General features: G+C 38.1%; 24 protein-coding genes (1 of these 24 running past the window's edge). 12 read left to right on the top strand and 12 right to left on the bottom strand.

The features are described 5' to 3' along the window. On the bottom strand, positions 1–81 hold the beginning of the coding sequence (locus ACA100_RS05025; protein WP_077926753.1) for a hypothetical protein. The gene continues 141 nt to the left of window position 1, outside the view; the window shows 81 of its 222 coding nt (coding positions 1–81); its start codon is at positions 79–81; its stop codon lies off the left edge, out of view. Positions 82–245: 164 nt separating this feature from the next. On the opposite strand from ACA100_RS05025, the gene ACA100_RS05020 reads away from it, so the two are divergent. Together ACA100_RS05020 and recD are read left to right on the top strand one after the other, a co-directional pair. Beyond that, a complete protein-coding gene (locus ACA100_RS05020) occupies positions 246–3,482 on the top strand; it encodes a UvrD-helicase domain-containing protein (protein ID WP_481078886.1) in 3,237 nt (1,078 codons plus the stop codon). Beyond that, complete coding sequence (recD, locus tag ACA100_RS05015) at positions 3,475–5,280, top strand: exodeoxyribonuclease V subunit alpha (protein ID WP_481078885.1); 1,806 nt, start codon at positions 3,475–3,477, stop codon at positions 5,278–5,280. The genes ACA100_RS05020 and recD overlap by 8 nt, the downstream gene beginning before the upstream one ends. A gap of 64 nt (positions 5,281–5,344) precedes the next feature. Here recD and lpdA read toward each other — a convergent pair whose 3' ends face one another. The 3 genes from lpdA to ACA100_RS05000 all read right to left on the bottom strand — a co-directional run bounded on the left by lpdA (position 5,345) and on the right by ACA100_RS05000 (position 10,956). Further along, the gene (lpdA, locus tag ACA100_RS05010; RefSeq protein ID WP_481078883.1) at positions 5,345–6,772 is read right to left on the bottom strand and encodes a dihydrolipoyl dehydrogenase; all 1,428 of its coding nucleotides are present in this window, start codon (positions 6,770–6,772) and stop codon (positions 5,345–5,347) included. A gap of 98 nt (positions 6,773–6,870) precedes the next feature. Further along, entirely contained in the window at positions 6,871–8,091 is a 1,221-nt protein-coding gene (odhB, locus tag ACA100_RS05005; RefSeq protein WP_481078882.1) for a 2-oxoglutarate dehydrogenase complex dihydrolipoyllysine-residue succinyltransferase, read from the bottom strand. A 30-nt stretch (positions 8,092–8,121) separates the two neighbouring features. Further along, a complete protein-coding gene (locus ACA100_RS05000; protein WP_481078881.1) occupies positions 8,122–10,956 on the bottom strand; it encodes a 2-oxoglutarate dehydrogenase E1 component in 2,835 nt (944 codons plus the stop codon). A 361-nt stretch (positions 10,957–11,317) separates the two neighbouring features. Here ACA100_RS05000 and ACA100_RS04995 point away from each other — a divergent pair, with 361 nt between their 5' ends. From ACA100_RS04995 to ACA100_RS04985, 3 genes are read left to right on the top strand one after another with little or no spacing between them, the layout of a single operon-like run. Then, positions 11,318–12,190 (top strand): LysR substrate-binding domain-containing protein, encoded by an 873-nt coding sequence (locus ACA100_RS04995; RefSeq protein WP_481078880.1) that lies wholly within the window; start codon positions 11,318–11,320, stop codon positions 12,188–12,190. A gap of 17 nt (positions 12,191–12,207) precedes the next feature. Further along, a complete protein-coding gene (gene moaA, locus ACA100_RS04990; protein WP_481078879.1) occupies positions 12,208–13,185 on the top strand; it encodes a GTP 3',8-cyclase MoaA in 978 nt (325 codons plus the stop codon). Between the two features lie 29 nt (positions 13,186–13,214). Further along, positions 13,215–13,421, top strand: a complete 207-nt coding sequence (locus tag ACA100_RS04985; protein WP_481078878.1) for a hypothetical protein — start codon at positions 13,215–13,217, stop codon at positions 13,419–13,421. Positions 13,422–13,459: 38 nt separating this feature from the next. On the opposite strand, the gene prmC is transcribed toward ACA100_RS04985, so the two are convergent. Next, positions 13,460–14,290: a peptide chain release factor N(5)-glutamine methyltransferase gene (prmC, locus tag ACA100_RS04980; RefSeq protein ID WP_481078877.1), complete on the bottom strand. Its 831-nt coding sequence runs from the start codon at positions 14,288–14,290 to the stop codon at positions 13,460–13,462. Between the two features lie 133 nt (positions 14,291–14,423). Between prmC and ACA100_RS04975 the strand changes: the two genes are divergently transcribed. The 5 genes from ACA100_RS04975 (at position 14,424) to ACA100_RS04955 (ending at position 18,898) form a co-directional block, all read left to right on the top strand. After that, positions 14,424–15,233, top strand: coding sequence for a sulfite exporter TauE/SafE family protein (locus ACA100_RS04975; RefSeq protein WP_481078876.1), 810 nt, complete (start codon positions 14,424–14,426; stop codon positions 15,231–15,233). Positions 15,234–15,458: 225 nt separating this feature from the next. Further along, complete coding sequence (gene sdhC / locus ACA100_RS04970; RefSeq protein WP_481078875.1) at positions 15,459–15,848, top strand: succinate dehydrogenase, cytochrome b556 subunit; 390 nt, start codon at positions 15,459–15,461, stop codon at positions 15,846–15,848. 9 nt (positions 15,849–15,857) lie between these two features. Continuing rightward, entirely contained in the window at positions 15,858–16,274 is a 417-nt protein-coding gene (sdhD, locus tag ACA100_RS04965; protein ID WP_481078874.1) for a succinate dehydrogenase, hydrophobic membrane anchor protein, read from the top strand. 32 nt (positions 16,275–16,306) lie between these two features. Further along, positions 16,307–18,106 (top strand): succinate dehydrogenase flavoprotein subunit, encoded by a 1,800-nt coding sequence (gene sdhA, locus ACA100_RS04960; protein WP_481078873.1) that lies wholly within the window; start codon positions 16,307–16,309, stop codon positions 18,104–18,106. A gap of 12 nt (positions 18,107–18,118) precedes the next feature. Further along, on the top strand, positions 18,119–18,898 hold the full coding sequence (locus tag ACA100_RS04955) for a succinate dehydrogenase iron-sulfur subunit (RefSeq protein ID WP_481078872.1): 780 nt from the start codon (positions 18,119–18,121) through the stop codon (positions 18,896–18,898). Positions 18,899–19,068: 170 nt separating this feature from the next. Here ACA100_RS04955 and ACA100_RS04950 read toward each other — a convergent pair whose 3' ends face one another. Further along, positions 19,069–19,452, bottom strand: coding sequence for a DUF805 domain-containing protein (locus ACA100_RS04950; RefSeq protein ID WP_481078871.1), 384 nt, complete (start codon positions 19,450–19,452; stop codon positions 19,069–19,071). Positions 19,453–19,672: 220 nt separating this feature from the next. On the opposite strand from ACA100_RS04950, the gene ACA100_RS04945 reads away from it, so the two are divergent. After that, positions 19,673–20,242 (top strand): DUF1287 domain-containing protein, encoded by a 570-nt coding sequence (locus ACA100_RS04945; protein WP_481078870.1) that lies wholly within the window; start codon positions 19,673–19,675, stop codon positions 20,240–20,242. 55 nt (positions 20,243–20,297) lie between these two features. Here ACA100_RS04945 and ACA100_RS04940 read toward each other — a convergent pair whose 3' ends face one another. Then, positions 20,298–21,059, bottom strand: coding sequence for a hypothetical protein (locus ACA100_RS04940; RefSeq protein ID WP_481078869.1), 762 nt, complete (start codon positions 21,057–21,059; stop codon positions 20,298–20,300). Positions 21,060–21,222: 163 nt separating this feature from the next. Between ACA100_RS04940 and ACA100_RS04935 the strand changes: the two genes are divergently transcribed. After that, positions 21,223–22,074: a PhzF family phenazine biosynthesis protein gene (locus ACA100_RS04935; protein WP_481078868.1), complete on the top strand. Its 852-nt coding sequence runs from the start codon at positions 21,223–21,225 to the stop codon at positions 22,072–22,074. Positions 22,075–22,096: 22 nt separating this feature from the next. Here ACA100_RS04935 and ACA100_RS04930 read toward each other — a convergent pair whose 3' ends face one another. From ACA100_RS04930 to ACA100_RS04910, 5 genes are read right to left on the bottom strand one after another with little or no spacing between them, the layout of a single operon-like run. Beyond that, positions 22,097–22,516, bottom strand: a complete 420-nt coding sequence (locus tag ACA100_RS04930; RefSeq protein ID WP_481078867.1) for an MORN repeat-containing protein — start codon at positions 22,514–22,516, stop codon at positions 22,097–22,099. 22 nt (positions 22,517–22,538) lie between these two features. Next, on the bottom strand, positions 22,539–23,690 hold the full coding sequence (locus ACA100_RS04925; RefSeq protein WP_481078866.1) for a hypothetical protein: 1,152 nt from the start codon (positions 23,688–23,690) through the stop codon (positions 22,539–22,541). Next, positions 23,687–24,829 (bottom strand): ATP-grasp domain-containing protein, encoded by a 1,143-nt coding sequence (locus tag ACA100_RS04920; RefSeq protein ID WP_481078865.1) that lies wholly within the window; start codon positions 24,827–24,829, stop codon positions 23,687–23,689. The genes ACA100_RS04925 and ACA100_RS04920 overlap by 4 nt, the downstream gene beginning before the upstream one ends. A gap of 1 nt (position 24,830) precedes the next feature. Further along, positions 24,831–26,108, bottom strand: a complete 1,278-nt coding sequence (locus tag ACA100_RS04915; protein WP_481078864.1) for a F390 synthetase-related protein — start codon at positions 26,106–26,108, stop codon at positions 24,831–24,833. Between the two features lies 1 nt (position 26,109). Then, positions 26,110–26,907, bottom strand: coding sequence for an MBL fold metallo-hydrolase (locus ACA100_RS04910; protein ID WP_481078863.1), 798 nt, complete (start codon positions 26,905–26,907; stop codon positions 26,110–26,112). Between the last annotated feature and the right edge of the window lies 1 nt (position 26,908).

Genomic DNA, 26,908 nt, shown 5'->3' with positions numbered 1-26,908 from the left:
ACGATGCGCCGCACCGACAATAATCTCACGGCCCGTATCGCGATCTACCGTCCCCAAAATATTTACTGTAACGAATTTCATGTTTTATCCTGACCTTTTTGATTTTTCGTTATTACAATTTATTAGATAATGTAATACACTTACTGTTCAATTCTATGATTATAAACTATTATCTGCCAAATGTGCTACTGAAATAACTCTCACTCGTTAATCTTCTCAACAAAAACATTTGCATTCAATCTACTATGAATATTATCTCTCCTATCAGCTCTACTTTAACTGGCAAAACGCTGATCGAAGCATCTGCTGGCACTGGCAAAACCTATACAATTACATCCCTTGTGATTCGTTATCTTTTAGGCATTAATATACCTGAACCACTTAAATTGAGCGATATATTAATCGTAACATTTACCAAAGCTGCAACAGCAGAATTAAGAGTCAGGATTTATGCTCGCATATTAGAAGTACAGCAAGCGCTTAAAGCAGAATACAGTGACGACGAATTTATCCAAAATGTTCTCTCATTAATTCCACCACAAGAATATATCAAAGCCCGCGCCATTCTCAATGAGGCGGAACGATTAATGAGTGACGCCAACATATTCACAATTCACAGCTTTTGCCAAAGATTTTTGAGTCAAAACCCTTTAGATTCTCAATTACCTTTTGATGCTAAACTAGAAACATCTGATTATGAATTACAAACAGAAACCGCTAAACAGTTTTGGCGTGAGATTTGCTATTACTTCTCTGATCGTTTAGCGCCTGTTGCCTATGATGTATATAAAAACCCTTCGCATGTTCAAACAAAAATCGCCCCATTTTTATCAGTGGCTGATACATTGAATACACCACAATCTATAGAAGATTTAGAAACTGCGATATTCAATTGCCAAGGTGAAGATGGTGAATTAGATCAGAATCAAATCCAATCAATCTTCTGGGCATTTGCCACGCAGCAATCCCACAAAATATTCATTACGTTGAAACAGAAAAACAATGTTCTATTTTTTGATGACTTAATCAAAGAAACAGAAAAACTCATCACTCAAGCAACACCTGAACAATTAGATAATATTCGTGATCGCTATAAAGTCGCAATGATCGATGAATTCCAAGATACAGATAACATTCAGTACAACATATTCTCCCGATTATTTGGCCACTCAGATGATCGCACGCTCCTAATGATTGGTGATCCAAAACAATCTATTTATAAATTCCGTGGCGCTGATATCAATACATATCTTTCCGCTAAACATTCGGCACAAAATCAATATTCCTTAGGCACTAATTATCGTTCTAGCGAAGCTGTTGTTAAGGGCGTGAATGAATTATTCAAACAAAACAGCAATCCATTCTTAGCCGAAGACATTCCTTTTCAACCAGTAGAAACGCCCGAATCAGCGACCCACAACTATTTAACCGTTAACAATATTCAACAAAAAGGCATCGGCATTGCATATTTAGAAGGCGATAATAATAAAGGTAGTTTTCAAAAAGCTTCAGCAGAATACATCACGCAGCGTATTCAACAATTATTGGCACAAGGAAAAATCTACCAAAATAACGAAGCTAGAGCCATTGAACATCAAGATATCACCATATTAGTTCGTGGCAAAGGCGATGCAGATGCGCTGCTTCGAGCTTTACGTGATGCAGAGCTGCCTGCCGTTTATCTCTCGGACAAAAGCAAAGTATTTAAAAGTAAAGCCGCTGGATTGTTACATCTATTCCTGACAAGTTTATTAGATTCCCGCAACCAAGAGCTAATGAAGCAAACGTTCGCTTCCCTACTCTATCAACTCTCTTTAAATGAATTACATCATCTATTGGAAGACCATCAGCAATACGAAGATTTCCTCATTGAGCGAGAACAATGCTTACAAGATTGGGATAAACTCGGAATCATTCCCATGATGGATCAATTTTTACATCGCCATCATCGCATTCATCGCTTTAGAAATCATGATGAATTTGATCGTATCATGACGGATCTACGTCATATCTGTGAATTACTGCAAGCACAAAGTTTATTAGCACCCACGAAAGAAGCATTATTAGAATGGTTCACTCAACAAATTCATTCACCCGATGACAATCCTGATGAATTAGGTGGCGGCAGCAATAGTCTACGATTAGAAAGTGAAATGAATGTGATTACAATTATGACGATTCATGGCTCAAAAGGCTTAGAATTCCCAATCACATTCATTCCATCTAACTTTGAATCCAAAGTGGACAAACCGCCTTTCATTGTGAACCAAGAAAACGGTCAGAAAACTTTAGATTACAGTAAGAATGAAGAGCAGGAATTGCTTTCACTTAGCAATGAACAAGCAGAAAATGCGCGCTTACTCTATGTTGCTTTAACTCGAGCTAAATATTATTGTGAATTTGCGCTCTCTGAAAATTTTCTGGATCGCACAACTAATGTGAATGATAAAGTAATTTTCTCCACATTATTCAACACAGAAAAGAATGAAGCATTCTCTTTAGAGCGTTTGCAAAAATTACAGCATATACAAATTCTACCGATGAATGCACAAATAGAAGTTGAATACAGTGCAAAACCTGAATACAACGAAGATCTAACCGCAGCAACATTCACAGGCAAAATTAATCGCGCCTGGAATATCTCGAGCTTTACGCAGTTAACCAAAGATGCGCCACATTCTTACTTTGTGCAAGAAAATCAAGATGAAACCAATATTGATGAAGTCATTGTGGAATCAACTACCGAGCCAATTCCTTCGATCTTCACCTTCCCAAAAGGCGCGCATACAGGAACATTTATACATGAGCTATTCGAGAAACATAAACCTGAAGATCTTTTGAATCGAGACTATCTCACCAATCTGTTAAGTAGAACTTTCTTCTCTGAAGAGGTTAGCAATCACTTAGAAATTTGGGTGGATGTTGTATTGAATTGGCTGTCAGATATTTTCAAAAATGAGTTATTGCCTAATTTAACATTTGCAGACTGCCTTCAAACGAATGCTTTGCATGAGCTTGAATTTTTGTTTCCCGTGAAACAGCCTTTCACAGCACAAAAATTCAATCAATATTTACAGAATTATCGTGATTCAGAAACTTTGCCACAACTGAATTTCTTCACTCTGCAAGGCATGATGAAAGGTTTCATTGATCTTATATTTATGCACAATGGTAAATTCTACATCGCCGACTATAAAACTAACTATTTAGGTGATCAACTCGAAGATTATGATGAGGCCAATGTTCATCAAGCTATGCTGGATGCTTATTATGATGTTCAATATCTTCTATATTCTGTTGCGCTTGTCCGATATCTTAAATTTAGACTACCAAACTTCAATTACGATGAGCATTTTGGTGGAATATTCTATCTATTTGTTCGCGGAATGAGCCATTCAAGCAATCATGGCATTTACTTTAGAAAGCCCAAAGCAGAAGATATTGTCGCATTGGATCAATTAATGGGAGCTGATCATGAGTAAATTATTGGATTACGCAAAGCAATCAGGTTTTTTCAATAGCATTGATTACCATTTTGCCAAAGTTGTTGCTCCCGAAAATCCTCAACATCAATTGATCGCACTCTTAACAAGCCATGCTTATGGCATGAAACACACGATGATCCCGCGTAGCTTTTTATACCAATCCAATGATTGGATTTCTGATATTAATTATGAAAAAGCCATTGAATGTAGCAATACATTAAAAGCTTTGGCGAATATTGATGGCCAAACAGATTGGGACAAAGCTTTAAATGAGATTCAGCACAAGGAAAATTTTCCCATCAGCGTGACTGAAGCAGGCATTTATCTCGCAAAGAATTTGAATTATGAAAAAATCATTGTAAATTTCCTCAAAACCAATCAACAGAGCACTATTGATCAGCCTTCAGAAAAAACTCTCGCCCTGCTACATGAACTTTTTCCCAAAGAAGAAACTGTGAATAAACAAAAATTAGCTGCTGCCAATGCGCTATTATCACCTGTTTCTATTATCTCTGGTGGACCTGGCACAGGCAAAACCACAACAGTGATTAAAGTTTTATTATTACTATTGAATGAGCATCCTGATTTACATATCTCGCTATCAGCGCCAACTGGGAAAGCCGCGGCTCGCCTGAGTGAATCCATTGAAAAGCAAAAGAGCCAATTCAAAACATCACATCCTGAATTAACAACATTATTGGATAAAATCCCTAATAGCAGTACAACTTTGCATCGCTTATTGAGCTTCAATCCTAGCCAGATCAAGCCAAGATTCCATTCATATCATCCATTGCCCACAGATTTAATCATCATTGATGAAGCATCCATGATTGATTTGTATATCTTCAATCTATTGATTCAAGCTTTACCACAGAATATTCGCGTGATTATTTTAGGCGATAAAGATCAATTGGCATCGGTAGAAGCTGGTGCAATCATGGGAGAAATTTGTCAAGACATTGGTTATGATGAATCTCGTTTGAAGCAATTAGAATCCATCATTGGGCAATCATTAACAGAAGAATTCCCACCCCAAAATGTACTATTGAACAATGTGACATTATTGACAGAAAGTCATCGCTTCTCTGCTGATTCGGGCATTGGGCAATTATCCAAAGCCGTGAATGACCAGAAATACCGTGCATTTTTACCAACCATTGAAAAGCATCCTGAAGAATTAACCTTCATTAATTCACGTGATGAAGATTGGTTACAGCCCATCAATGATTTATTAAAACCTTATATTGATCTATGCAAAATAGAAGCTTTACCTGAAGAGCTATTCAAAGCATTGCATCAAGTGAGAATTCTGTGCGCCACAAACATTTCAGACTTTGGCACGAAGTTCATCAATGAATACATCAGCACTCAACTCTTTAAACCAGAAGATGATCGCCAGCTTTATCATGGCCAAGCCATTATGATTCTACAAAACGATTATGTGAATCATATATTCAATGGTGATGTTGGTATCATTGTACGAGAAGATGATCGTTTAATTGCTTACTTTGAAAGTGATAATGGTGAATTACGCTATATTCCTGTGCAGCTCTTGCCACAATATGAAACAGCCTTTGCCATGACGATTCACAAATCACAAGGCAGTGAATTTGATCATGTGATTATTGTATTGCCCGATTTCTCTAGCCAAATCCTGACTAAAGAGCTGTTGTATACGGGGATTACGCGTGCTAAAAAAAATCTCACAATCATTGGTACGCCTTATAATATTCGCCAAACCATTGAACGAAAAACCGAGAGATTCAGTGGGATTAGTCATCAACTAAAAAAATAACAAAAAAGCCTGCTAATCATTACATTAGCAGGCTTTTCATTGATTGTAATTTAATCAGATTAAATTACTTTTTATTCATCATATGAATTGCTTCTTTATGCACAGACAAAGCAGCTTCTTTCACTGATTCAGCCAATGTTGGGTGAGCATGCATGATGCGAGCTATATCTTCAGATGAAGAACCAAAACTCATTGCTACAACTACTTCATGAATCAATTCAGAAGCATTTGCACCTAAGATATGAACACCTAAAACGCGATCATATTTAGCATCAGCGATGATTTTCACTTGACCTTCAGTTGCATCCATCGCGCGCGCGCGACCTGATGCTGCAAATGGGAATGTACCTACTTTGATATCCAAACCTTCTTGCTTACAAGCTTGCTCAGTTTTACCAACCCAAGCAATTTCAGGGCTTGTATAGATTACGAATGGTACTAAATCGTAGTCAACAAATGCATATTTACCCGCGATACGATCAGCAACTGCAACACCTTCTTCAGAGCCTTTATGCGCAAGCATTGGGCCACGAACCAAGTCACCAATCGCCCAAACACCAGGAACGTTCGTTGCACAGTTACCATCAACATGAACGCGGCTGCCATCCATAACTAGATCAACACTTGGATCGACCAAGTTAGCTGTATATGGTGCACGACCAACAGCAACCAACAAGTAATCAAATGTTTCGTTGTGCTCACCTTCAGTATTTGAATATGTCACTTTCACATCTTTCTTAGATGTTGTTGTCGACAATACGCGCGCACCTAAACGCACATCCAAACCTTGTTTTGTGAAACTGCGCAATGCATCACGAGCGATCGCAGCATCAGCGCCAGCCAAGAATGAATCCATTGCTTCAAAAATAACAACTTCAGCACCTAAACGCGACCAAACACTTGCCATTTCTAAACCAATAACGCCACCACCAATTACACCTAAACGTTTAGGTACTTCAGTCAATGCTAGTGCGCCTGCTGAATCGATGATACGTTTACCATCTAATGGTGCAGCACCGATATCAATTGGTGTAGAACCTGATGCTAAAATTACGTTATCAGCTTGGTATTCAACAACTTTACCATCATGATCTTTAACTTTAACAACACGCTCTGGAAACAAAGTACCTTCGCCTTGCAACCAATCAATCTTGTTTGCCTTGAACAATTGCGCGATACCGCCAGTTAATTGCTTAACAATATCATCTTTACGATTGATCATTTGTGCAACGTCGATACCAACACCACCAACTTTAATACCATGCTGACTAAAGCCTTCTTTCGCATACGCAAAATGATGTGAAGATTCCAACAAAGCTTTTGAAGGAATACAACCAACATTTAAGCATGTACCACCTAATGCTGGTGCGCCTTCTGGAGAAATCCATTTTTCAACACATGCTGTTTTTAAACCCAATTGTGCTGCGCGAATTGCAGCAACATAACCCGCAGGACCACCGCCAATTACGATGACGTCATATTTTTTTGCCATGATGATTTCCTTGTAGATCGATTATGAGCCTCGCCATCAGCGAGGCTTGAATCACTGATAATCAACAGAGTGATTATCATTTAAGAAGATTGTTTCAATTAGATGTCTAACAATAAACGAGTTGGATCTTCAATTGCATCTTTGATTGCAACTAAGAAACCAACGGCTTCTTTACCATCGATGATTCTGTGGTCATAAGAATGCGCTAAGTACATCATTGGTGCGATCACAACTTGGCCATTTTCAGCGATTGGACGATCATAAGTTTTATGCATACCCAAGATACCGCTTTGTGGTGGATTGATGATTGGCGTAGACATCATAGAACCGAATACACCACCGTTAGTTACAGTGAATGTCCCACCTGTCATATCTTCTAAACCTAACTTACCTTCTTTCGCACGGATTGCGAAATCCATGATTGTTTTTTCGATTTCAGCCAATGATTTTTGGTCTGCATCACGGATTACAGGAACCACCAAACCACGAGGCGATGAAACCGCAACACCAATATCAAAATAACCATGATAAATCATATCGTTACCATCGATTGATGCATTAACTGCTGGGTATTTTTTCAATGCTTCAACAGCTGCTTTTACAAAGAAAGACATAAAGCCTAACTTAATGCCATGACGTTTTTCAAATTCATCTTTGTACTTCTTGCGCAATTCAATCACATTTTTCATGTTCACTTCGTTGAACGTAGTCAACATAGCTGTGCTGTTTTTTGCTTCTAACAAACGATCCGCGATAGTTGCACGCAAACGAGTCATAGGAACGCGTTGCTCTGTACGGTTGCCCATTGGAATGTTCAATGGCGCAGCTGCTGGTGCTGCTTTTGGTGCTGCTGGTGCTGCTGGTGCTGCTGCTTTAGGCGCAGTTTTACCGCTTTCCAAGAATTTCAAAATATCTTCTTTAGTGTGACGACCATCTTTCCCTGTTGCAGGAATCACAGATACATCTAATTTATTCTCTTCAACCAATACTTTTACAGCTGGAGATAATTTATGGGCTTCTTCAGATGCAGCCGCAACTGGCGCTTCTTCTTTAGCTGCTGGTTCAGGTGCTGCCGCTTCTTCACCTTCAACTAAAATAGCTAGAATTTCGCCTGCTGTTACGTTTGTACCTTCAGAAATTTTGATAGATTGAATCGTTCCACTTACAGTTGCTGGAACTTCTAACATTACTTTGTCAGTTTCTAAATCAACAAGGTTATCACCTTCATTAACGAAATCGCCTTCTTTAACGTGCCATACAGCCAATAATGCGTCCGCAACTGATTCAGGTAATACCGGAACTTTAATTTCAATACTCATGAGATTCTCCTTAAAAATCTTGGTGGTTCTTTATAAATCAATATTAAATACTTGCTGTAACAATTGGTTTTGCTGATCAACGTGAACACTGTTGTAACCAACTGCTGGAGATGCACTTGCTTCTCTCGCTACATAACGAACTGATACCTTTTTCGATTTATAGATATCAAGATAGTCACGAACAAAGAAAGCGTAACCTTGATTGATTGGCTCATCCTGTACAAATACAATGTCTTTAACATTAGGATAAGTCGCCACAATTTCAGCTAATTTAGCTGCTGGGAATGGATAGATCTCCTCTAAACGCACCAAAGCAAAGTTATTCAAGCCTTTTTCTTCACGCATTTCGTATAAGTCGTAGTAAATTTTACCCACGGATACAACTAATGTTTCAACCTTCTTATTCTCAAGCTCTTTCACTTCAGGAATCATTGGTTGGAATTCACCATGTGTTAAATCTTCCAAAGTATTCACAGCCAATTTATGGCGCAATAAACTCTTCGGAGAGAAACATACTAATGGTTTACGATATTCTTGTAATACTTGACGACGGAACAAATGGAATGTTTGTGCTGGTGTGGTTGGTACAACCACTGACATATTGTTTTCTGCACACATTTGCAAGAAACGTTCAGGACGAGCAGATGAATGTTCAGGACCTTGACCTTCATAACCGTGAGGTAATAACAACACCACGCCGCATAAACGCATCCATTTAGTTTCGCCAGCAGAGATAAACTGATCAATCACAACCTGCGCACCATTTGCGAAGTCACCGAACTGACCTTCCCAAATTACTAATGAATCTGGTTCAGTTGCCGCATAACCATACTCAAAGCCCATAACAGCAGCTTCAGATAAGATTGAGTCGATAACAGTAAAACGAGCACCTTTATTGATGTGCTGTAAAGGAATATAACTTGAGCCATCCACTTGGTTGTGGAACACCGCATGACGATGGAAGAAAGTACCACGACCAGAATCCTGACCAGAAATACGAACACCATGGCCTTCATCTACTAAGGTTGCATATGCCATATTTTCAGCAAAGCCCCAATCGATTGGCAATGCACCTGAAGCCATTTTAATACGATCTTCATAAATTTTTTGAACACGTGCATGCAATGCAAAGCCTTGCGGCAATACGCTCATTTGCTCTGCTAAAGATTTAATTTCATTTGCAGAAACCGCAGTTTTTGGATTCTTCTGAGATTCTGTCCCAAACTTCGGAGAATTTTTTAAGTATTTCGCCCAAGTTTTTGTATAAGTGTCATTGATTGCTGGAATGACAGGATAACCCACTGGTTTACCTTCTTCTAAACGCTCTTTATAAGCTTTTGTCATAGCTTTATATTCAGCATCAGTGATCACGCCTTCAGCCACTAAGCGCGCTGCATAAACAGCTGCTGGCGTTTTGTGCGCTTTGATTTTCTTATACATCATTGGCTGTGTTGCGCTTGGCTCATCTGCTTCGTTGTGGCCTAAACGACGATAAGAAACTAAGTCAATCACAACATCTTTATTAAATTTCTGACGATAGTTGATTGCTAATTCAGCAATGAATTTAACCGCTTCAGGATCATCACCATTCACATGGAAGATTGGTGCTTGGATCAATTTAGCAACATCAGAGCTGTAAGCAGATGAACGAACATCCAAAGGATTTGAAGTCGTAAAACCAATTTGGTTATTCACGATGATATGAACTGTACCACCACAACGATAACCACGAACTTCTGACAATTGTAATGTTTCCATCACAACACCTTGACCCGCAAATGCAGCATCACCATGAATTAATACAGGTAATACTGTATTAAATGGTAATGGGGATAAGTTTTCAGCACGACGCTCTAAACGTGCGCGCACAGAACCTTCCGTCACTGGATTAACAATTTCTAAATGCGATGGGTTAAACATTAAAGCTAAGTGAAGATCACCATGCTTAGTTTGAATACTTGAAGAGAAGCCCATGTGGTATTTAACGTCACCTGCACCGCGTTCTACTGTACGTTTACCTTCGAATTCATCAAATAAATCTTTCGGTGCTTTACCTAAGATGTTAACCAACATATTCAAACGACCACGGTGAGCCATACCGATGATGATTTCTTCAGCACCTTCTTCACTCGATTGATCGATCAATTCATGCATCATTGGAATCAACGCATCACTACCTTCTAAAGAGAAGCGTTTTTGACCAACATAACGCGTGTGCAAATAACGCTCCAAACCTTCAGCAGAAATCAACTCTTTTAAAGTTTCAACTTTACGCTCTTTAGAGAATTTAATGTTTGCTTTAACACTTTCTAATTGATTCTGAATCCATGTGCGCTCTTCTGTTTTTGTTATATGCATGTATTCAGCGCCAATAGATTGTGTATATGTTCTATTGAGAATTTCAATGATCTCTTTCAATTTCATCTGTGCAACATTTGTTAATGTACCAGAGTTGAATTCTGTTTCTAAATCATGCGCGCTCAAACCATGATATTCAGGAGATAATTCAGGAATAATTTGACGTTCTCTAATTTGCACAGGGCATAATTGAGCCGCTTGATGACCACGAATGCGGTAAGCTTCAATCAAACGAAGAACAGCAGCTTGTTTTTCAGATGCAACAGGATCAATAGTATATTGTGCTGCTGAGTTATTTTTAATGCGCGCTAATTCTTCAAATGATCTTTTAACTGCAGAATGAGAAACATTAATTGTTTCATCATTTTTAAAGTCTTTAAAAAAAGACACCCACTCTTCTGATACAGAATGTGGGTCAGCTAAATAAGATTCGTACATTTCCTCAACATAGATCGCATTGGCACCATATAATGCTGACCACTGTTTAAATCTATCAATCTGTTTCATTATTTTCCTCATTTGGTTTGAGCTAAAAAAGCCAGCATAAATTTTATCGTTTTTTACACAATAGTCCAATCGTTTTTATTAAAAAAGATACCCCCCTATCAATTTTTCTGAAAAACTACAAAAAACTACAAAATAAAACTACGTTTTTCAGCACCCTATAGAGGTTCTCGTTTTTATATACTTAAACTACATTTTTATATATAATTGAGAGAAGTGTAAATAACTCAATAAAACAAATATAAAATTAAAGATCTCTGTTGGAATATCATAAACCTGATTTGTCTCAGTAAAAATGATATTATTAAATCGATAAATTTATTTAACCAACAGCTTTTGGTTTATCCTTACAGGAGCATCACACATGAAATTGAATGAACTTAGGTACTTTTTAGCTGTAGCAGAAGAGAAACATTTTGGCCGTGCAGCACAAAAATGCTTTATTTCTCAACCTGCTTTGTCTATTGGTATAAAAAACTTAGAGTACTCTTTAGGTGTAACTTTGTTTGAACGTTCTGCCAGTGAAGTGTTTTTGACACCAGAAGGATTAGAAGCATTACCAAAAGTCAAACAAATATTTTCTATTGTTCAACAGTTAAAAGAACTGAGAGTTTCCATCAACTCTGCTCAAGGTGAATTAAAACTTGGCATTATTTTTACAATCGCACCTTATTTATTACCACGCGTCATTCCTGTTTTAAAATCAACTGCACCTGAGTTAACTTTAAACATCTATGAAAATACCACTGACAATATTATCCCAATGTTAAAAAGTGGTGAAATCGATGCGGCCATTGTTGCTTTACCAATTTATGAGCCATCCTTAGCTGTAGATGAATTATACGATGAAGAGTTCTTTGTCATTACGCCCAAAAATCATCCGTTGGCGACAGAATCTTCAATCGATGCATCAACAATCCATGAATATGATCCTTTATTATTAAATATCGGTCACTGTTTCCGCGATCAAGTTGTCGAGCAATGTCCTGAAATCAGTTCTAATAATGCACACCATTATTCATTAGAAACAATTCGTAATATTGTCGCCTCTGGCCAAGGTATTTCGGTATTGCCAAAATATGCATTAATCCAAGATCATCTTCAAGAACTCATTTCTTGTATTCCATTTAAAGGCCCTGTACCAAAAAGAAAAATTGGTTTGATCTATCGAAAAGAGTATACTCAGTTGAAGAAATTGGAGCTCTTATCAGAGTGTGTTAAATCGCTCCATCTGTAGTTGTTATCGAGGTTTTTATGTTAGTTGATCAGTTTGGAAGAACCATAGATTATGTCCGAATCTCTGTGACGGATAAGTGTGACTTACGTTGTACTTACTGTATCCCAGAAGGATTCCGTGATTTCGAGGTACCAAAAAACTGGTTAACATTTGATGAATTAACCCGAATCGTTCGTAACTTTACAGAATTAGGTGTCAAACGCTTTCGCTTAACTGGCGGCGAACCATTATTAAGAAAAGATTTATATAAGCTAGTAGAATCCATCAAAAGTATTCCTGGCGTCGAAGATCTTTCGATGACAACAAATGCCACTCAATTGAGCAAATACGCATATGCTCTACGCAATGCTGGTTTGGATCGATTGAATATCAGTTTAGATGGTTTAAATACATCCATCATCAAAGAGATTACAGGATTAAACTGCTTTAATCAGGTTTATAATGGCATCATGGCAGCGAAAGATGCAGGCTTTGAGCAAATCAAAATCAATATGGTACCGATGTTGAATCTTAATGATAATCAGATTGAGCCCATGATTGCATTTTGTATCGAAAACGGATTCATTCTTCGCATGATCGAAGTCATGCCAATGGGACATACTGGACAAAGCACAAAAGGCAAAAACCTTTCAGATTTTTTAAAACAAATTTATAAAAAATATGATCTAGTGGAATCATCTGAAGTACGTGGTGGCGGCCCTGCTCGTTATTGGAAATCTCAAGATGGCAAATTCACATTAGGCTTAATTACGCCGATTTCTCAGCATTTTTGTGAAACGTGTAATCGCGTGCGCTTATCTGTGGATGGCACTTTATATATGTGCCTTGGACAAAATGAGAGTTATCATTTACGTGATTTAGTACGTTCACCAGATTGCACTGATGATGCAATTAAATCTGCCATTCATGAAGCAATTGATTTAAAACCACAGAAACATGACTTTGTAGAAGATGATACAAAAATCGCTCGTTTCATGTCTATGACAGGTGGTTAATTATATTATTAGTAACCTTAGGAGTTTTTATGAGTCAAAAATTTGGTGTCAAAATGACGCTTCAAGAGAATAGCCCATTAAGCGCAGAACATCTTTTAGGTGATGAGTTTTCAGCAGAAAGATGGTTCGATACTAAAGAAGAGCGCGCTGAATTTTTAAAATCATATCAAACACCTTTTATCTATTATCGTAGAAGCGACACAGCAACATTAAACTACGAACTATTAGAAAAGTAATATGTCTGAATATCTTAAGCCCATTTTTAATATGGGCTTTATTTTTGCCCGATCGTAATACGGTCGTTATCGCCTAAATCTTTTAAAGTTGCCACATTCCTATAACCTTGCTTTGTAAATTCAACTCGTAACTTTTCGCCTTGTTCAAAGCCATGCTCCATCATCAACCAGCCGCCTTCTTTTAATAGTGGCAAAGATGATTGGATTAAATGAAACAAGTCAGAATACCCATCATCAGCAGCAACTAATGCCGTGATTGGTTCATACTTAACACCATCGCCACCTAAATGTGCATCATGCGCTTCTATGTAAGGTGGATTGGATACGATTAAATCAAAACCTTTTCCTTCAACATTATTAAACCAGTCACTCTGAATAAATTCGACAGCTAAATTGAGAGATTGACCATTTTCTTTAGCCACAATCAAAGCATTGAGCGATTGATCGACTGCCATTACTTCTGCATTCGGTCGATGCTTTTTAATTGTCAAAGCGATCGCTCCACTACCTGTGCCCATATCAATCACTTTATAATGATCTGTATTATTCATTTTAGATAGCGCTGTTTCCACTAACAATTCGGTATCTGCACGAGGAATTAAAGTCGCAGGCGTCACTTTTAACGTTAAGTCATAAAACTCTTTTTCTCCTGTTAAATAGGCAAACGGCACACCAGATTGTCGTTGTTTGACCAAATCCATGTATTGAACATATTGGTCATGTTCTATTTTTCTCTCTGGAAATGCGATAATTCTACTGCGATTACACTGCAAAACAAATGCCAATAACGATTCTGCCTCAAATTTTGGATGATCCAAATGAGAAAATAAAACCACAGATTCATCGATAATATCTTGATAAGTTTTCACAATAAATTAAGCCATCTAGAAAAACTGACACATTACCATTTTTATGCCAAATTTGCAGACAAGATCTCAGCAAGTTTGTTATGCTCAGAAATCAACTATTATTATATTATGCAGTGCCACATTGGAGTTTTTCATGTTAATTTTTTTGTTTGCATTCATCATTGTCGGTGCCTTAATTGGCTTTTTAGCAGGATTACTAGGTATCGGAGGTGGAACCGTTATTGTTCCTGTCATGCATTATATGGCGGAGCAAATGAATGTACCAACTCATCTCATCATGAAAATGGCATTGGGTACATCATTTGCCATCATTATTATGTCGACAGCATCTTCTGCTTGGTCACACAATAAACGAGGCACCATTCTATGGCAATATATTCCTCGCTTAGGTATTGGCAGTGCAGTTGGTGTTGTCAGCGGTAGCATGATTGTTAACTTATTATCCAATACTGTCCTGCAAGTTGTATTTTGTATATTCTTAACTTACACCATTTATTCAATGGTTAAACCAAAAAGAAAATTAGCAATAGAAAATCACAACGAACCCAATCTTCCCAACTATCTCTTTGTGATAGTAGGATTTGTCATCGGATTTCTTGCAAGCTTTATCGGTATAGCTGGAGGTGCAATTGCCGTACCATTGTTAGTTTATTTGGGCTATGAAATGCATAAAGCCATTGCAACATCAGCCATGATCGGTGTTATTTTGTCGACATTTGGCGCAGCCAGTGCCATTGTTAATGGTTGGGGCATTGAAGGCTTACCAGATTATTCTTTGGGCTATGTTTACCTACCTGCATTCATCAGTATCGCATTACTGAGTATTTTAACAGCACCTTTAGGTGTTAAATTGAGTTATAAACTTCCTGTTGCTCGTATTCGTCAAATTTTTGCGATCTTTTTAGCAGCAGTATTAATTCGCATGATGATCAATTTCTTTTGATAGCGCCCATAATTACAGACCTCCCCCCTATTAAAATCTCAAAAAATTGTAATAAAAATGTAATCAATATTTTCAATATTTGACATGGTTGGTCAAGATTCCTTGAAGCAATCAATATTGAAGTTGAGTAAACGTCCGAAGTTATTTAGAATAATGTGTGTTTTTGTTCTCTAACGGAACAATTGTTTAATAATTTTTACCACCAAAGTCTTACCAAGGAGTCGTATGGAAAAGCATCAACGGCCACTATCACCTTTCATGCTAGGTTCAGGCTACAAATTTCAACAAACATCTATCATGAGTTTTCTGCACCGTTTATCTGGTGTGGCTTCACTTTTTGTAATGCTCGCTATTGGCTTATGGATCATTGCGATTCCGTTTAGCAAGCCGCTATCACAAAGCATTCAAGCATTGTTTACACATTATGCTTTCTTCCCTATTTTAGCGCTTGGCGTTACGTCAACTGTTTACCATTTCTGTAATGGTATCCGCCATTTATTTTGGGATGCTGGTATTGGTATTAGTAACGAAGAAGCGGCGAAATCTGGCGTTTGGGTAATCATTGCAACAGCAGTAATTACAGTTGCTTTACTTGGCGTTGGCATTTGTGCATAGGAGAAAACAATGAATTATCGTACACCTTTGGGTAAAGTTAAAGGATTAGGCTCAGCACACGCTGGTTCAAAAGAATGGTTATTGATGAAAGTTTCATCGGTTATCTTAGCTGTACTTTTCCTCTGGTTTGCCTTCTCATTCGCATTCTTAGTTAAAGCTGATTATGCTCGCGTTCTATTATGGATCGATGCACCTTTAAACACAGCATTATTGATTCTATTCATCACTGTAGGCTTACACCATGCTGCAATGGGTATTCAAACGATCATCGAAGATTACGTTCACCAAACAACGAAACGTATTTTCTATATCTACTTGATTAAAACATTTTTAGCAATTATGTGGTTATTAATGATCATCGCTATCGTTCATGTTGCAACTAACCTTGAACTCATGCTTTCAAGCATGGATACGCTTTTTTCATAAAGCTCGATGAACATTATTGAGGACTTAAATTAATGAACTTACAAAAATATAAAGACTACAACATTGTCGAACACGTTTATGACGTTGTAGTAGTGGGCGCTGGCGGTGCAGGTTTGCGAGCAACTTTAGGTATGGCTGAAAAAGGATTCAAAACAGCTTGTGTGACTAAAGTATTCCCAACTCGTTCACATACTGTTGCGGCTCAAGGTGGTGTTTCTGCTGCTTTAGGTAACATGGGTGAAGATGATTGGCGCTGGCACATGTACGATACAGTGAAAGGTTCTGACTGGTTAGGTGACCAAGATGCAATCGAATACATGTGTCGTGAAGCGATTCCTTCAATCTTAGAATTAGAGCATTATGGTTTGCCATTCTCTCGTACGAAAGAAGGGAAAATCTACCAACGTCCTTTCGGTGGTATGACAACGCATTACGGTGAAGCCCAAGCTCAACGTACATGTGCTGCTGCTGACCGTACAGGTCACGCAATGTTACACACTTTGTACCAGCAATCATTGAAGCATCATGCTGAATTCTACATTGAATACTTCGCATTAGACTTAATCATGGAAAATGATGAATGTCGCGGTGTTGTTGCTTGGAACTTGGCAGATGGTACTATTCACGTATTCCGCGCACAAACAGTTGTATTAGCAACAGGCGGTTATGGCCGTGCTTATTTCTCTGCAACATCAGCGCATACATGTACTGGTGATGGCGGTGGTATGGCTGCACGCGCAGGTGTTCCATTACAAGATATGGAATTTGTACAATTCCACCCTACTGGTATTTATGGCGCAGGTTGTTTAATCACTGAAGGTGTTCGTGGTGAAGGTGGTTACTTAACTAACTCCAATGGCGAACGTTTCATGGAGCGTTATGCACCTAATGCAAAAGACTTAGCATCTCGTGACGTTGTATCACGTTCTATCCTATTAGAAATCCGTGAAGGTCGCGGCGTTGGTCCTAAGAAAGATCACATCTACTTGCATCTTGAGCATTTAGGTCCAGAAGTGATCAATGAGCGTCTACCAAGCATCGCAGAAAGTGCAAAAATCTTCGCTAACGTAGATGTAACAAAAGAACCAATCCCAATTATCCCAACTGTTCACTACAACATGGGTGGTATTCCAACGAACTATCATGCTGAAGTTGTAACATTGAAAGATGGCAACCCTGATCATGTTGTACCAGGTTTGATGGCAATTGGTGAAGCTGCTTGTGTATCTGTTCATGGTGCAAACCGTTTAGGTTCTAACTCATTATTAGACTTAGTTGTATTTGGTCGTGCTGCTGCAAATCGTGCTGCAGAAACATTAACACCAGGCGCAACACAGAAAGATTTACCTGAAGATCAAATCTTAGCAATCTTAGATCGTTTCGATAAGATTCGTCATGCAGATGGCTCAATTTCTACAGCTCAATTGCGCAGTAAAATGCAAGATGCAATGCAAGCTGATGTTTCTGTTTTCCGTATGGAAGAAACTTTGAAATCAGGCGTTGATGCAATCACTGAAGCATATCAAGACTTCAAAAATGTTAAAGTTCATGATCGTAGCTTGATTTGGAACTCTGACTTAGTTGAAACATTGGAATTGTCTAACTTATTAGCAAATGCAATGACAACTGTAGCTTCTGCATACAACCGTACGGAATCTCGTGGTGCACATGCTCGCGAAGATTTCCCAAGCCGTGATGATGAAGAGTGGATGAAGCATACTTTAGCGTGGGTTGATGAATCTGGTGATGTAACAATTGATTACCGCCCTGTTCACACTTACACATTGACTGACGATGTGGAATACATTCCACCTAAAGAAAGAACATACTAAAGGATATCGGTTATGGCTGAATTTAAATTGCCTGCAAATTCTATTGTCAAAGAAAATGGACAATATTTCAAAGCAGAAGGCGCTAATAAGCGTGTATTTAAAATCTATCGTTGGAATCCTGATACAGGTGAAAATCCACGTTTTGATCGTTACGAAGTAAACATGGACGAATGTGGTCCAATGGTATTGGATGCATTGTTAAAGATCAAAAATGAAATTGATCCAACTTTAACATTACGCCGCTCGTGCCGTGAAGGTGTTTGTGGCTCATGTGCAATGAACATTGATGGAACAAATACATTGGCTTGTACTAAGTCAATCGAATCCATTGATGGTAATGAAGTACGCATCGCACCATTACCGCACATGCCTGTAATTAAGGACTTAGTACCTGATTTAACGCACTTCTATGCACAGCATGCTTCTGTTCAACCTTGGTTACAATCAGACACGCCAAATCCGCCACGTGAACGCTTACAATCTATTGAAGAGCGCCGCAAGTTGGATGGTTCATATGAATGTATTTTGTGTGCAAGCTGCTCAACATCTTGCCCAAGCTACTGGTGGAACTCTGATAAATACTTAGGTCCTGCGGTTTTATTACAAGCATATCGTTTTATCATGGATTCACGTGATGAATACCAAGGCGAGCGTTTGGCTGAATTGGAAGATCCATTCAAGCTATATCGTTGTCATACGATCATGAACTGTACTAAAACTTGCCCTAAAGGTTTGAACCCAGCTAAAGCAATTGCAGAAATCAAAAAATTGATGGTCGCAAGACATAACTAAGATTAGTCTCTTAGATCAGAACCAAAAGGAAGCTTAGCGCTTCCTTTTTTATTACCTGAATACCATTAAAACGGTAATAATCGACGAAATCCATGTAATAAAATATTATATTTTTCTCATTAAAAAAGGAAGCCTTAGCTTCCTTTCATTCTAACTCAAATCACTCGCAATTAGTAAGCTGGCTCGCCCCATTGGTTGCTTTCTCTTTTTGTATCCAAGCAGAAGAATACGATCAAGATAATTGCACCCACTAAAGGAATCAAACCTAATAATAAGAACCAACCAGATTTACCAATATCATGTAAACGACGTGCACCTACAGCCAAACTAGGTACCAAAAACACCAATGAAAGAATAATATTAATAATACTCATTAAGCTTTCTGGCAAAATAAAACCAAGTACTAAACCAATAACAAATGTGATCAAGAACTGAACTAAAATAAAGAACCAGTATTCTTTACGACGCGCACGACCATTAAAATTCGCATAATTTTGCATACACTTCACGAACCAGTCAATCATATTGTATTCATTTTCTGTTTTCACTGACATAATATCTACCTTAATTACTTATATTTAATATTCAGCCATTATCTGATTTACCGCCCTTGATAATCACCATGTAATAAAATAATACATCGATTATTTTAATAGGCCATAATTATATAGATCCACAAGCAAAAAGAAAGTCTTAGTGACCATTAAAGTATATTTTTTAATCAAAAATCTTTATCATAGTATTTTTAATACTAATATTCTTTAATTCAAATATATGATTAAACAAATTATTACAATTGCAATCTTATCTTCATCTCTATCTTTCGCAAACAATGTTTCTGATGCCGCCAAGTCTATTGTTAATCGCTTAGTGATCTACGATGGTCGCTATGAGAAAATTGATTATCCTAATGGTGATGTTTCACCTAATCGTGGTGTTTGCACTGATGTTATAATTCGTGCTTACCGTCAATTGGATATAGATCTCCAAAAGCTTGTGCATGAAGATATGAAACGAAATTTCAGCCAATATCCAAGCCAAAGGATGTGGGGATTAAAATCAACCGATCGTAATATTGATCATCGCCGTGTGCCTAATTTAGAGAAATTCTTTGAGCGCAATGGTAAATCTCTCACATTATCTAAAAATGCAGAAGATTATAAAGCTGGTGATATTGTTTCGTGGCGCTTAGATAATGGCTTGCCGCATATTGGCATTGTGATTGATCAAAAATCTAAAGATGGCAAACGCCCTTTAGTGGTTCACAATATTGGCTTTGGGCAAGTCCCTGAAGATGTTCTATTTAACTGGAAAATGATTGGGCATTATCGTTATCAACCATAATGTATCAAAATCTTAGAAAAGCCTTTTTAATTCAAAAGGCTCAAAAACAATTACTCTAGAATTTAAAAGTTAAGCCAATCATTGGGCCTTTTTGGACTATGTCGTACACATAGCCATTTTTACGATAATCCACGCCAATCGCACGATAACCTGCCGTTACAGTTAAATCTTTATTAATCGCCCAATTGCCTAATAAGGCTAAATCCCAATCAGATTTAGCTTGTCCGCCGCCTGCTAAGCCCCAATAAGTGACAGATAAATCATCATTGAAGCGATATAAACCACGAAGCCCTGCTGTGACATCCACCCAATTCTTTTTCGTTGTGGCTGAAATGCCATTCAATGGCCCACCTTGTAAGCCTAAATCAACATCAGCATGCCAACCACGCAAGCCAACAACAGTATCTAATCGTGCCGCATCTGATGAATAAACCGTATATCCTGCGCCCACAAAACCTGTAACGACTTTACCTTTTGCCTTTAACTTCGATGCTGGGAATCCCGCTGGCAAACGCTGAGTTACACTGCTATTCACGTACATTACATCCATCAATACGCTATAAGAACCTTTTCGCGCCGATCCCATGATCATCGCAGCGAGGTCAACATCTTTGATGATGTCCGAAAACTCAGATTCCACAAAATGCGTGCCAACTCTAGGATGCCCAACATCACCACGAACACTCGCAGCCCAAATATATGGCGCAACGCTGAACTTCCATTCATCATTAAAGCCTAAATCATCAGAATAAGCGACAGATGTTAAGCCTAAACTCAACAAAGTCACTAAGGATATTTTTGAATGATATTTCAACATATTATTGGTTCCAATCTCTTATCGTTATAGCGTTTCAGCATATCAAAAAATCTATTTTATAGGCACAAGATCTTTGTATTTTTAATTATCATTCGGATATTAAATATTTGCGTAAATTATCCTACAATTAAATTAGTTAAGACTAAAACTTATTGGAATCGTTATGCAATCTTTAACTTACTATTGGATCAATGTTTTCACCACAGAACAAGACAAAGGTAATCCTTTACCTGTTTTTGTATTAAAGAAACCATTATCAAAAGCTGCCATGCAACAGATTGCAACTATGATGAATCAGTCAGAAACTGTATTCATCGAAAATCTCAATGGTGATCTACCCAAATTTCACATTTATACACCAATGCAAGAATTACCATTTGCAGGTCATCCGATTATTGGTGGATTACAAATCATTAAAATGTTGAAAAATTCTGGCTGTATCAAACAGATTGAAACATTGGCAGGCATTGTGGATATACATATCAATCCTAATCAATCAATTTATTGGATTAAAGCACCCATTGAACCTACAAAACGTACAAGCACATTGAATATTCCATTAACAAGCCAAATGCTGAACATTCCTGAAGAGCAAGTTTTAAGTGAGCCAAAATGGTTAAATACAGGCAGCGAACAACTTTTAGTTGAGTTAAGTCATTCATCTGTCGTGGATTCTGTTAAAATCAACCTAGAATTATTTGAACAGCATGCAACCCTTCATGCAGGTAGAACGATGATCTACCTTTGGGCGAGAGATGATAATGATATTTATGTCCGTTACCTATATTTAAAAAATGGTGCATTGAGTGAAGATAGCGGTACAGGATCTGCTTGCTCTAATTTAGGCGGCTTGCAAGTTTTAGAAGGTAACAATGATTTTGAATGGATCATTCACCAAGGCTGTTTATTAGGCCGTGAAAATGTCTTATTCTTAAAAGTCACAGCCAACCAAGAGATCTGGATTGGCGGACAAAACCGTTTCATGGGCAAAGGAGAGTTGCTCTGGGCTGATTGATTCAGCCACAAAGCTTCATCCATTAGATAATTGGCATCGTGCGACCATCGGTAAAATGCATTGTGCCTTTATGAACTTTATTGTGTCGCATTTGTCCGATAAAAAATGAACCATCGCTAAGGGTTAATTTACCACGACCATGAAACTCACCATTCACATGTTCACCATCATAAATTGCACCATCGCTCGTCACAGTTTGACCAAATCCGTGCGGTTTGCCATTTTTAACCGCGCCTGTATAAACAGCATCTTTCGATTTCACAGTGCCAAATCCATTCGCTTGTGAATCTTTAATCTCACCCGAATATATAGATCCATCTGCCAACGTCATTGAACCGTAACCATTGTCAGGTGCAATGTGTGTCACTGGTTTTGCATCACCATAAGTTGAACAACCTGTCACAATGCTTAAAACAACTGCTAATAATACAATCTTCTTCATGATCTTTTCACATCCATGCCATTCATAATTTAAAAACACGCATCACTTTCACACCTAAACCGTTCGCAATTTTAGCTAAACTTTTTATCTGCCATCTTTCTTGCTTGGGCAAATGTTCCACATAACAAAAACTATATTCAATATGTGCATTGGCACCACGATTCAACTTAAAATCAGAAACGCCCGAGCTTGCATGATAAATCAATGATTGATCAATGCTATCCGCAATACATTCTGCAACCAATTGCCGATAATATGCCAACTTTGGTGAACTGTCACAATCATAACCAAAAATCGGAATGGACATCACATTATCCACTTGAAAAATTCCATTTAATCCCACAATACAATCATTTTTATCGTACATCGTGTGAAAACGAATCATATTGATTTTGGCTGACATCGCTAACCATTGTGTGGAATATTGAGGGTTCAAAGGGCAATATTTCTCAATATACAGCTGTTCATACATTTTTTTATACTGCTGAATATTGATGTCATTTGGCTCATGATCCAATTTAAAATAAGATTGAAATTTCTTCTTTAATTTTAAATCTCTCTGCGTATCTCGATGCTTTAAAAGTTGATCTGCTTGCCCATTTCGCCCATCAAATATATAAACTTGGCGGCTTGCTAAAGGAAAAAATTCAGCATCCTGCAATGTTTTCATGAAGGGCTGTTGCAACGCTTCAGTCAATGATCGAAAACAAATTGTATGTTTAGGAAACTGCTGCGTAATAATGTCAACCAACTGTTTGATATCTTCTTTTGTGGGTGCAAAATCTTTTGGGTATACATTCGTGGAAACTAACCAGTTATTCACATAAACCACTCGATCCATCTTCTGCCGATTAAATAAAGCACCAACACCACGAATCATATTTCGCAACAATGACGTTAACCATTTTGGCAAACGAATAATTTCCAACTCTTCCACAGAATATAGAATGTATGTATTAAAAAGCGATGCAACATAACTTTGAGATTGAAGATAATCATTCACTACAACAACAGGAAAAACTCGATCACACCAATGCAAATAATAATAATTTGCCTCAACATTACTGATTAAAGATTGTTTTGCAGAATCTAAATGCGCAACATAAGCTGCCACTTTACATTGATCTATCATAGATTGATCCAATGCTTTCCCAGCGATTAATTGAATACTCATTTGATTGTTTCCCCATTCCATTCAATGTCATGAGTTGTCGCTGACCAAATGGATAAACGATGCTTAACGGCAATGTAGAGCATCTCCAAAGTGGGCAAAGATTGCAACAATGCTGGTTTTAAATCTTGGTCATGATAAACAATATCATCCGAATGACGATAATCTTGCCACCATTTCCCGAGTTCTAATTGCCCCAACTGCTTTGGCAATCCCATTGCACACAATGCAAACTTAAATGCCAAAGCTTTATCTGGCGCAGCAACTAAAACGGAATGATCCAATTGTTTCATACAGTTGAGCAAATCAGATCGTAAATATTCAAATAGATGTAATCCGCTTGTTCCCCTTGGATTACATTCTAAGACCCAAAATTTTCCGCATTCCTCTTGAATAAAATCAAAACCCACTTGTCCTGTGTAACAATATTTTTCACCAAATTCACGGACAAATCGCTCAATGGCTTCATTTTGAAAAGGAATACAGTAATAGCCAGCACCTTTGCCCGCTCGATAAGTTGGCTGATACGCTGTATGTGCTATCAATCGCCCTTCATCAAAAATACTGTAACTACAATATTCAGTACCTTTCACATAAGTTTGCATCACCCATTTTACTGTAGCATCCATAGATGATCGTTGAACCTCATTTGGCGCGATGATTGTGGCATTGGCAAAGCGCGAAAATACAGGTTTAAACACCAATTCAGAAGATGATAACGGTAAAACACGACAATCTTTATCAAATAACCATGTTTGTGGCGCAGTGATGGATAATTGCTGAACCATTTCAGTAAAATCATATTTATGATGCAACGAACGCATTAAAGAGAAATCTGCTGTCCAGACTTTACAATATCGACTCAATTCCTCTTTGATAAAAGAAACATAAAAAGCTTCTTCAGCATTTGGCATCAACCAATCAACACAATGCATTCGTACATATTCCAACAATTGCAATCGCCATTCGGCAAATGCAAAACGTGGCGATGGCAATGATAAATAATGATCCTTAAATTGCGTCCATCGACTAATGGGCCAACGCACAGAATCTGCCACTGTAATTGTGCAATCCATACTTTTTAAGATTCGGCACCATTCCAATGCAACGGGCGATCGCGCACCTAAAATTAAGCAATGCATATCAATGTTCCTCTGTGAATAGACGCTGAATCTTACGGCGTTTGTCACTCAAAACCTGCTCAATGGGTTCAGCAATCAATTGCCATTCTAATTGTGTAAGATCCACATTTTGCATGCGAAACATCTCTTCCAAAGCAGATTGTGCAACCAATAGTTGCGCTTGAGATAATGGCGCGGTCAATGCTAAACTCGTCAAGCTCGATTGGCATAAACGAAAATCACAATCAAAAGGCAAACTGCGTGCCAATGCGCGTAAACAACTATCTGCAAAGATCGTCACTTTTTCACCCTGATGATCCTGTAGCCACAAAGTGTCATTCAATCGCCCTTCGATTGCCTGAATGCGCTGAAATGGACTGCCACAAGGGCAAGGTTCGGGATGTTTAACCAATACGTCATCTAAACGATAGCGAATAATCGGCTGCGTTCTGCGGTTTAAATCCGTCACAATCGGGATGAATCTCATATCATCTATCATCTCTTGTTCGATGATCATCAAATCTTCGTTTAAGTGCAAATGCCCATGAGAACATGTTGATGCAATAAAACCCTCTGTTGCCTGATAAACTTCATGAACTTTTCCCAATGCACGCTCGATTTTCTTGCGTGTCGCATCATCCAAAACTTCAGCTACAGAGATCACTTTAATGGGATGAATATCCAACTGATGTTCCGCAATCAGCTCCAAAACTTGTGCGGGTGCAATCAATATGGTTGGCTGATATTCCTGCAATGCAGATAATTGCGTTGTCATCGATTGAAAAAGATCAAAAAATTTAAAAGAGATAAAACGACTTTGCACGGTTTCATAAAGATTGCTGTTAGCCCTCAAGAAAAATGCAATGCGTTCCCCTTTAAATAATGAACCTGGCAACATTTTTGCCAAAATTGTCCCTGCCCACTGTTTCTCCTCTGATGGACTTAACAAAAATACACCGCGTGTGCCAGATGTGCCTGAGGATAATCCAATCGTATAACCTTCAATGGTTGGTTTAAAATCTCGGCTTGTTTCAGCGCTCATCGCTTCATCATAAGCCTGTGCTAATGTAATACCTGCACCATTCATCCAATGAAAATTCGCCAACATAATCTCTTTATTCATATATGGCCAATCTTTAAAATCACCTTGGCAACGGCTTTTAAAATAAGGATTGTGTGATAGATGTTTTTCCCATAATTTTTCTAAAGCCTTGGCCTGAAATGCTTTTAATTCAGCGCTTGTTTTGATCTTCCGCTGTTTAACGCAGAGATAATGCCATAATATTTGCAATAGTTTCATATCACTCCTCATGGCTTAATAAAATAGGAATCTGCTTAGCATCTAAAGCTTTAAGTACTTCTAGCGTTTGATAAAATGCAGGCACATTATCCATAATTAAATGCGCTGGTTTCATGGGCAATCGATCTTCTCGATAGTTTTTATAAGACCACGCAGCATCACTTGCCAACAGTTGCCAGCCATCATCTGTCAAAATCAAAGCACCATAATGTCCAATTGCATGGCCAGGCAATGGCACAAGTAAAATTTCACCATCGCTATTAGGCAACTCATAAGCATATGTCAAAGGTAATAAACTCGAATCCAATAGAACTTGCTTAAAAGATTCAATGCTCATTAATCTCTGGTCAAAATCATCTGGCATCAAAGCAGGCACAAAGCCTTTCATCAATGCTCGGAAACCTTGTTGCAATCTCACCCCTTCCCAACCTTCATAAGAAGCAATCATTGGAACATTGGGAAAATCTTTTAACCCTGCAATGTGATCCCCATGAAAGTGAGAAATGATTAATCCTGAAAGATCTTTTGGCAAAATGCCTTGTGCTTTCAATTGCTGATAAATGGCTTCTTCTGGCTCAAAATAAACAGGTGTCACTTTTCGATATAATTTAAATACGCCAGATGCTGTTGCATCCATAAAATGATTCGCATAACCTGTATCCCACAACCAAAGCCGCCCTTGGCTTTCTAGTAAAAACACTTGTGCAGGAAATTGGCAGGTTTGCCATCCTGCGCCACGTACAGCAACACATGCAGGATGAGTACAATAACCAGCTTTGAATTTATGAATTTTTGCCATA

The sequence above is a fragment of the Wohlfahrtiimonas sp. XWW7 genome (genome assembly GCF_056716055.1).
This window is presented reverse-complemented; position numbering and strand designations above follow the sequence as displayed.

Bases quoted from the DNA above. Each gene is read 5' to 3' on its own strand.
- ACA100_RS04915 (WP_481078864.1), bottom strand. From the start codon at position 26,108: ATGAAACTATTGCAAATATTATGGCATTATCTCTGCGTTAAACAGCGG.
- ACA100_RS04975 (WP_481078876.1), top strand. From the start codon at position 14,424: ATGTTAATTTTTTTGTTTGCATTCATCATTGTCGGTGCCTTAATTGGC.
- sdhA (WP_481078873.1), top strand. From the start codon at position 16,307: ATGAACTTACAAAAATATAAAGACTACAACATTGTCGAACACGTTTAT.
- lpdA (WP_481078883.1), bottom strand. From the start codon at position 6,772: ATGGCAAAAAAATATGACGTCATCGTAATTGGCGGTGGTCCTGCGGGT.
- moaA (WP_481078879.1), top strand. From the start codon at position 12,208: ATGTTAGTTGATCAGTTTGGAAGAACCATAGATTATGTCCGAATCTCT.
- ACA100_RS04910 (WP_481078863.1), bottom strand. From the start codon at position 26,907: ATGGCAAAAATTCATAAATTCAAAGCTGGTTATTGTACTCATCCTGCA.
- ACA100_RS05000 (WP_481078881.1), bottom strand. From the start codon at position 10,956: ATGAAACAGATTGATAGATTTAAACAGTGGTCAGCATTATATGGTGCC.
- ACA100_RS05020 (WP_481078886.1), top strand. From the start codon at position 246: ATGAATATTATCTCTCCTATCAGCTCTACTTTAACTGGCAAAACGCTG.
- ACA100_RS04920 (WP_481078865.1), bottom strand. From the start codon at position 24,829: ATGCATTGCTTAATTTTAGGTGCGCGATCGCCCGTTGCATTGGAATGG.
- odhB (WP_481078882.1), bottom strand. From the start codon at position 8,091: ATGAGTATTGAAATTAAAGTTCCGGTATTACCTGAATCAGTTGCGGAC.
- ACA100_RS04935 (WP_481078868.1), top strand. From the start codon at position 21,223: ATGCAATCTTTAACTTACTATTGGATCAATGTTTTCACCACAGAACAA.
- recD (WP_481078885.1), top strand. From the start codon at position 3,475: ATGAGTAAATTATTGGATTACGCAAAGCAATCAGGTTTTTTCAATAGC.
- ACA100_RS04950 (WP_481078871.1), bottom strand. From the start codon at position 19,452: ATGTCAGTGAAAACAGAAAATGAATACAATATGATTGACTGGTTCGTG.
- ACA100_RS04995 (WP_481078880.1), top strand. From the start codon at position 11,318: ATGAAATTGAATGAACTTAGGTACTTTTTAGCTGTAGCAGAAGAGAAA.
- ACA100_RS04955 (WP_481078872.1), top strand. From the start codon at position 18,119: ATGGCTGAATTTAAATTGCCTGCAAATTCTATTGTCAAAGAAAATGGA.
- ACA100_RS04945 (WP_481078870.1), top strand. From the start codon at position 19,673: ATGATTAAACAAATTATTACAATTGCAATCTTATCTTCATCTCTATCT.
- ACA100_RS04930 (WP_481078867.1), bottom strand. From the start codon at position 22,516: ATGAAGAAGATTGTATTATTAGCAGTTGTTTTAAGCATTGTGACAGGT.
- sdhC (WP_481078875.1), top strand. From the start codon at position 15,459: ATGGAAAAGCATCAACGGCCACTATCACCTTTCATGCTAGGTTCAGGC.
- sdhD (WP_481078874.1), top strand. From the start codon at position 15,858: ATGAATTATCGTACACCTTTGGGTAAAGTTAAAGGATTAGGCTCAGCA.
- ACA100_RS04925 (WP_481078866.1), bottom strand. From the start codon at position 23,690: ATGAGTATTCAATTAATCGCTGGGAAAGCATTGGATCAATCTATGATA.
- ACA100_RS04985 (WP_481078878.1), top strand. From the start codon at position 13,215: ATGAGTCAAAAATTTGGTGTCAAAATGACGCTTCAAGAGAATAGCCCA.
- ACA100_RS04940 (WP_481078869.1), bottom strand. From the start codon at position 21,059: ATGTTGAAATATCATTCAAAAATATCCTTAGTGACTTTGTTGAGTTTA.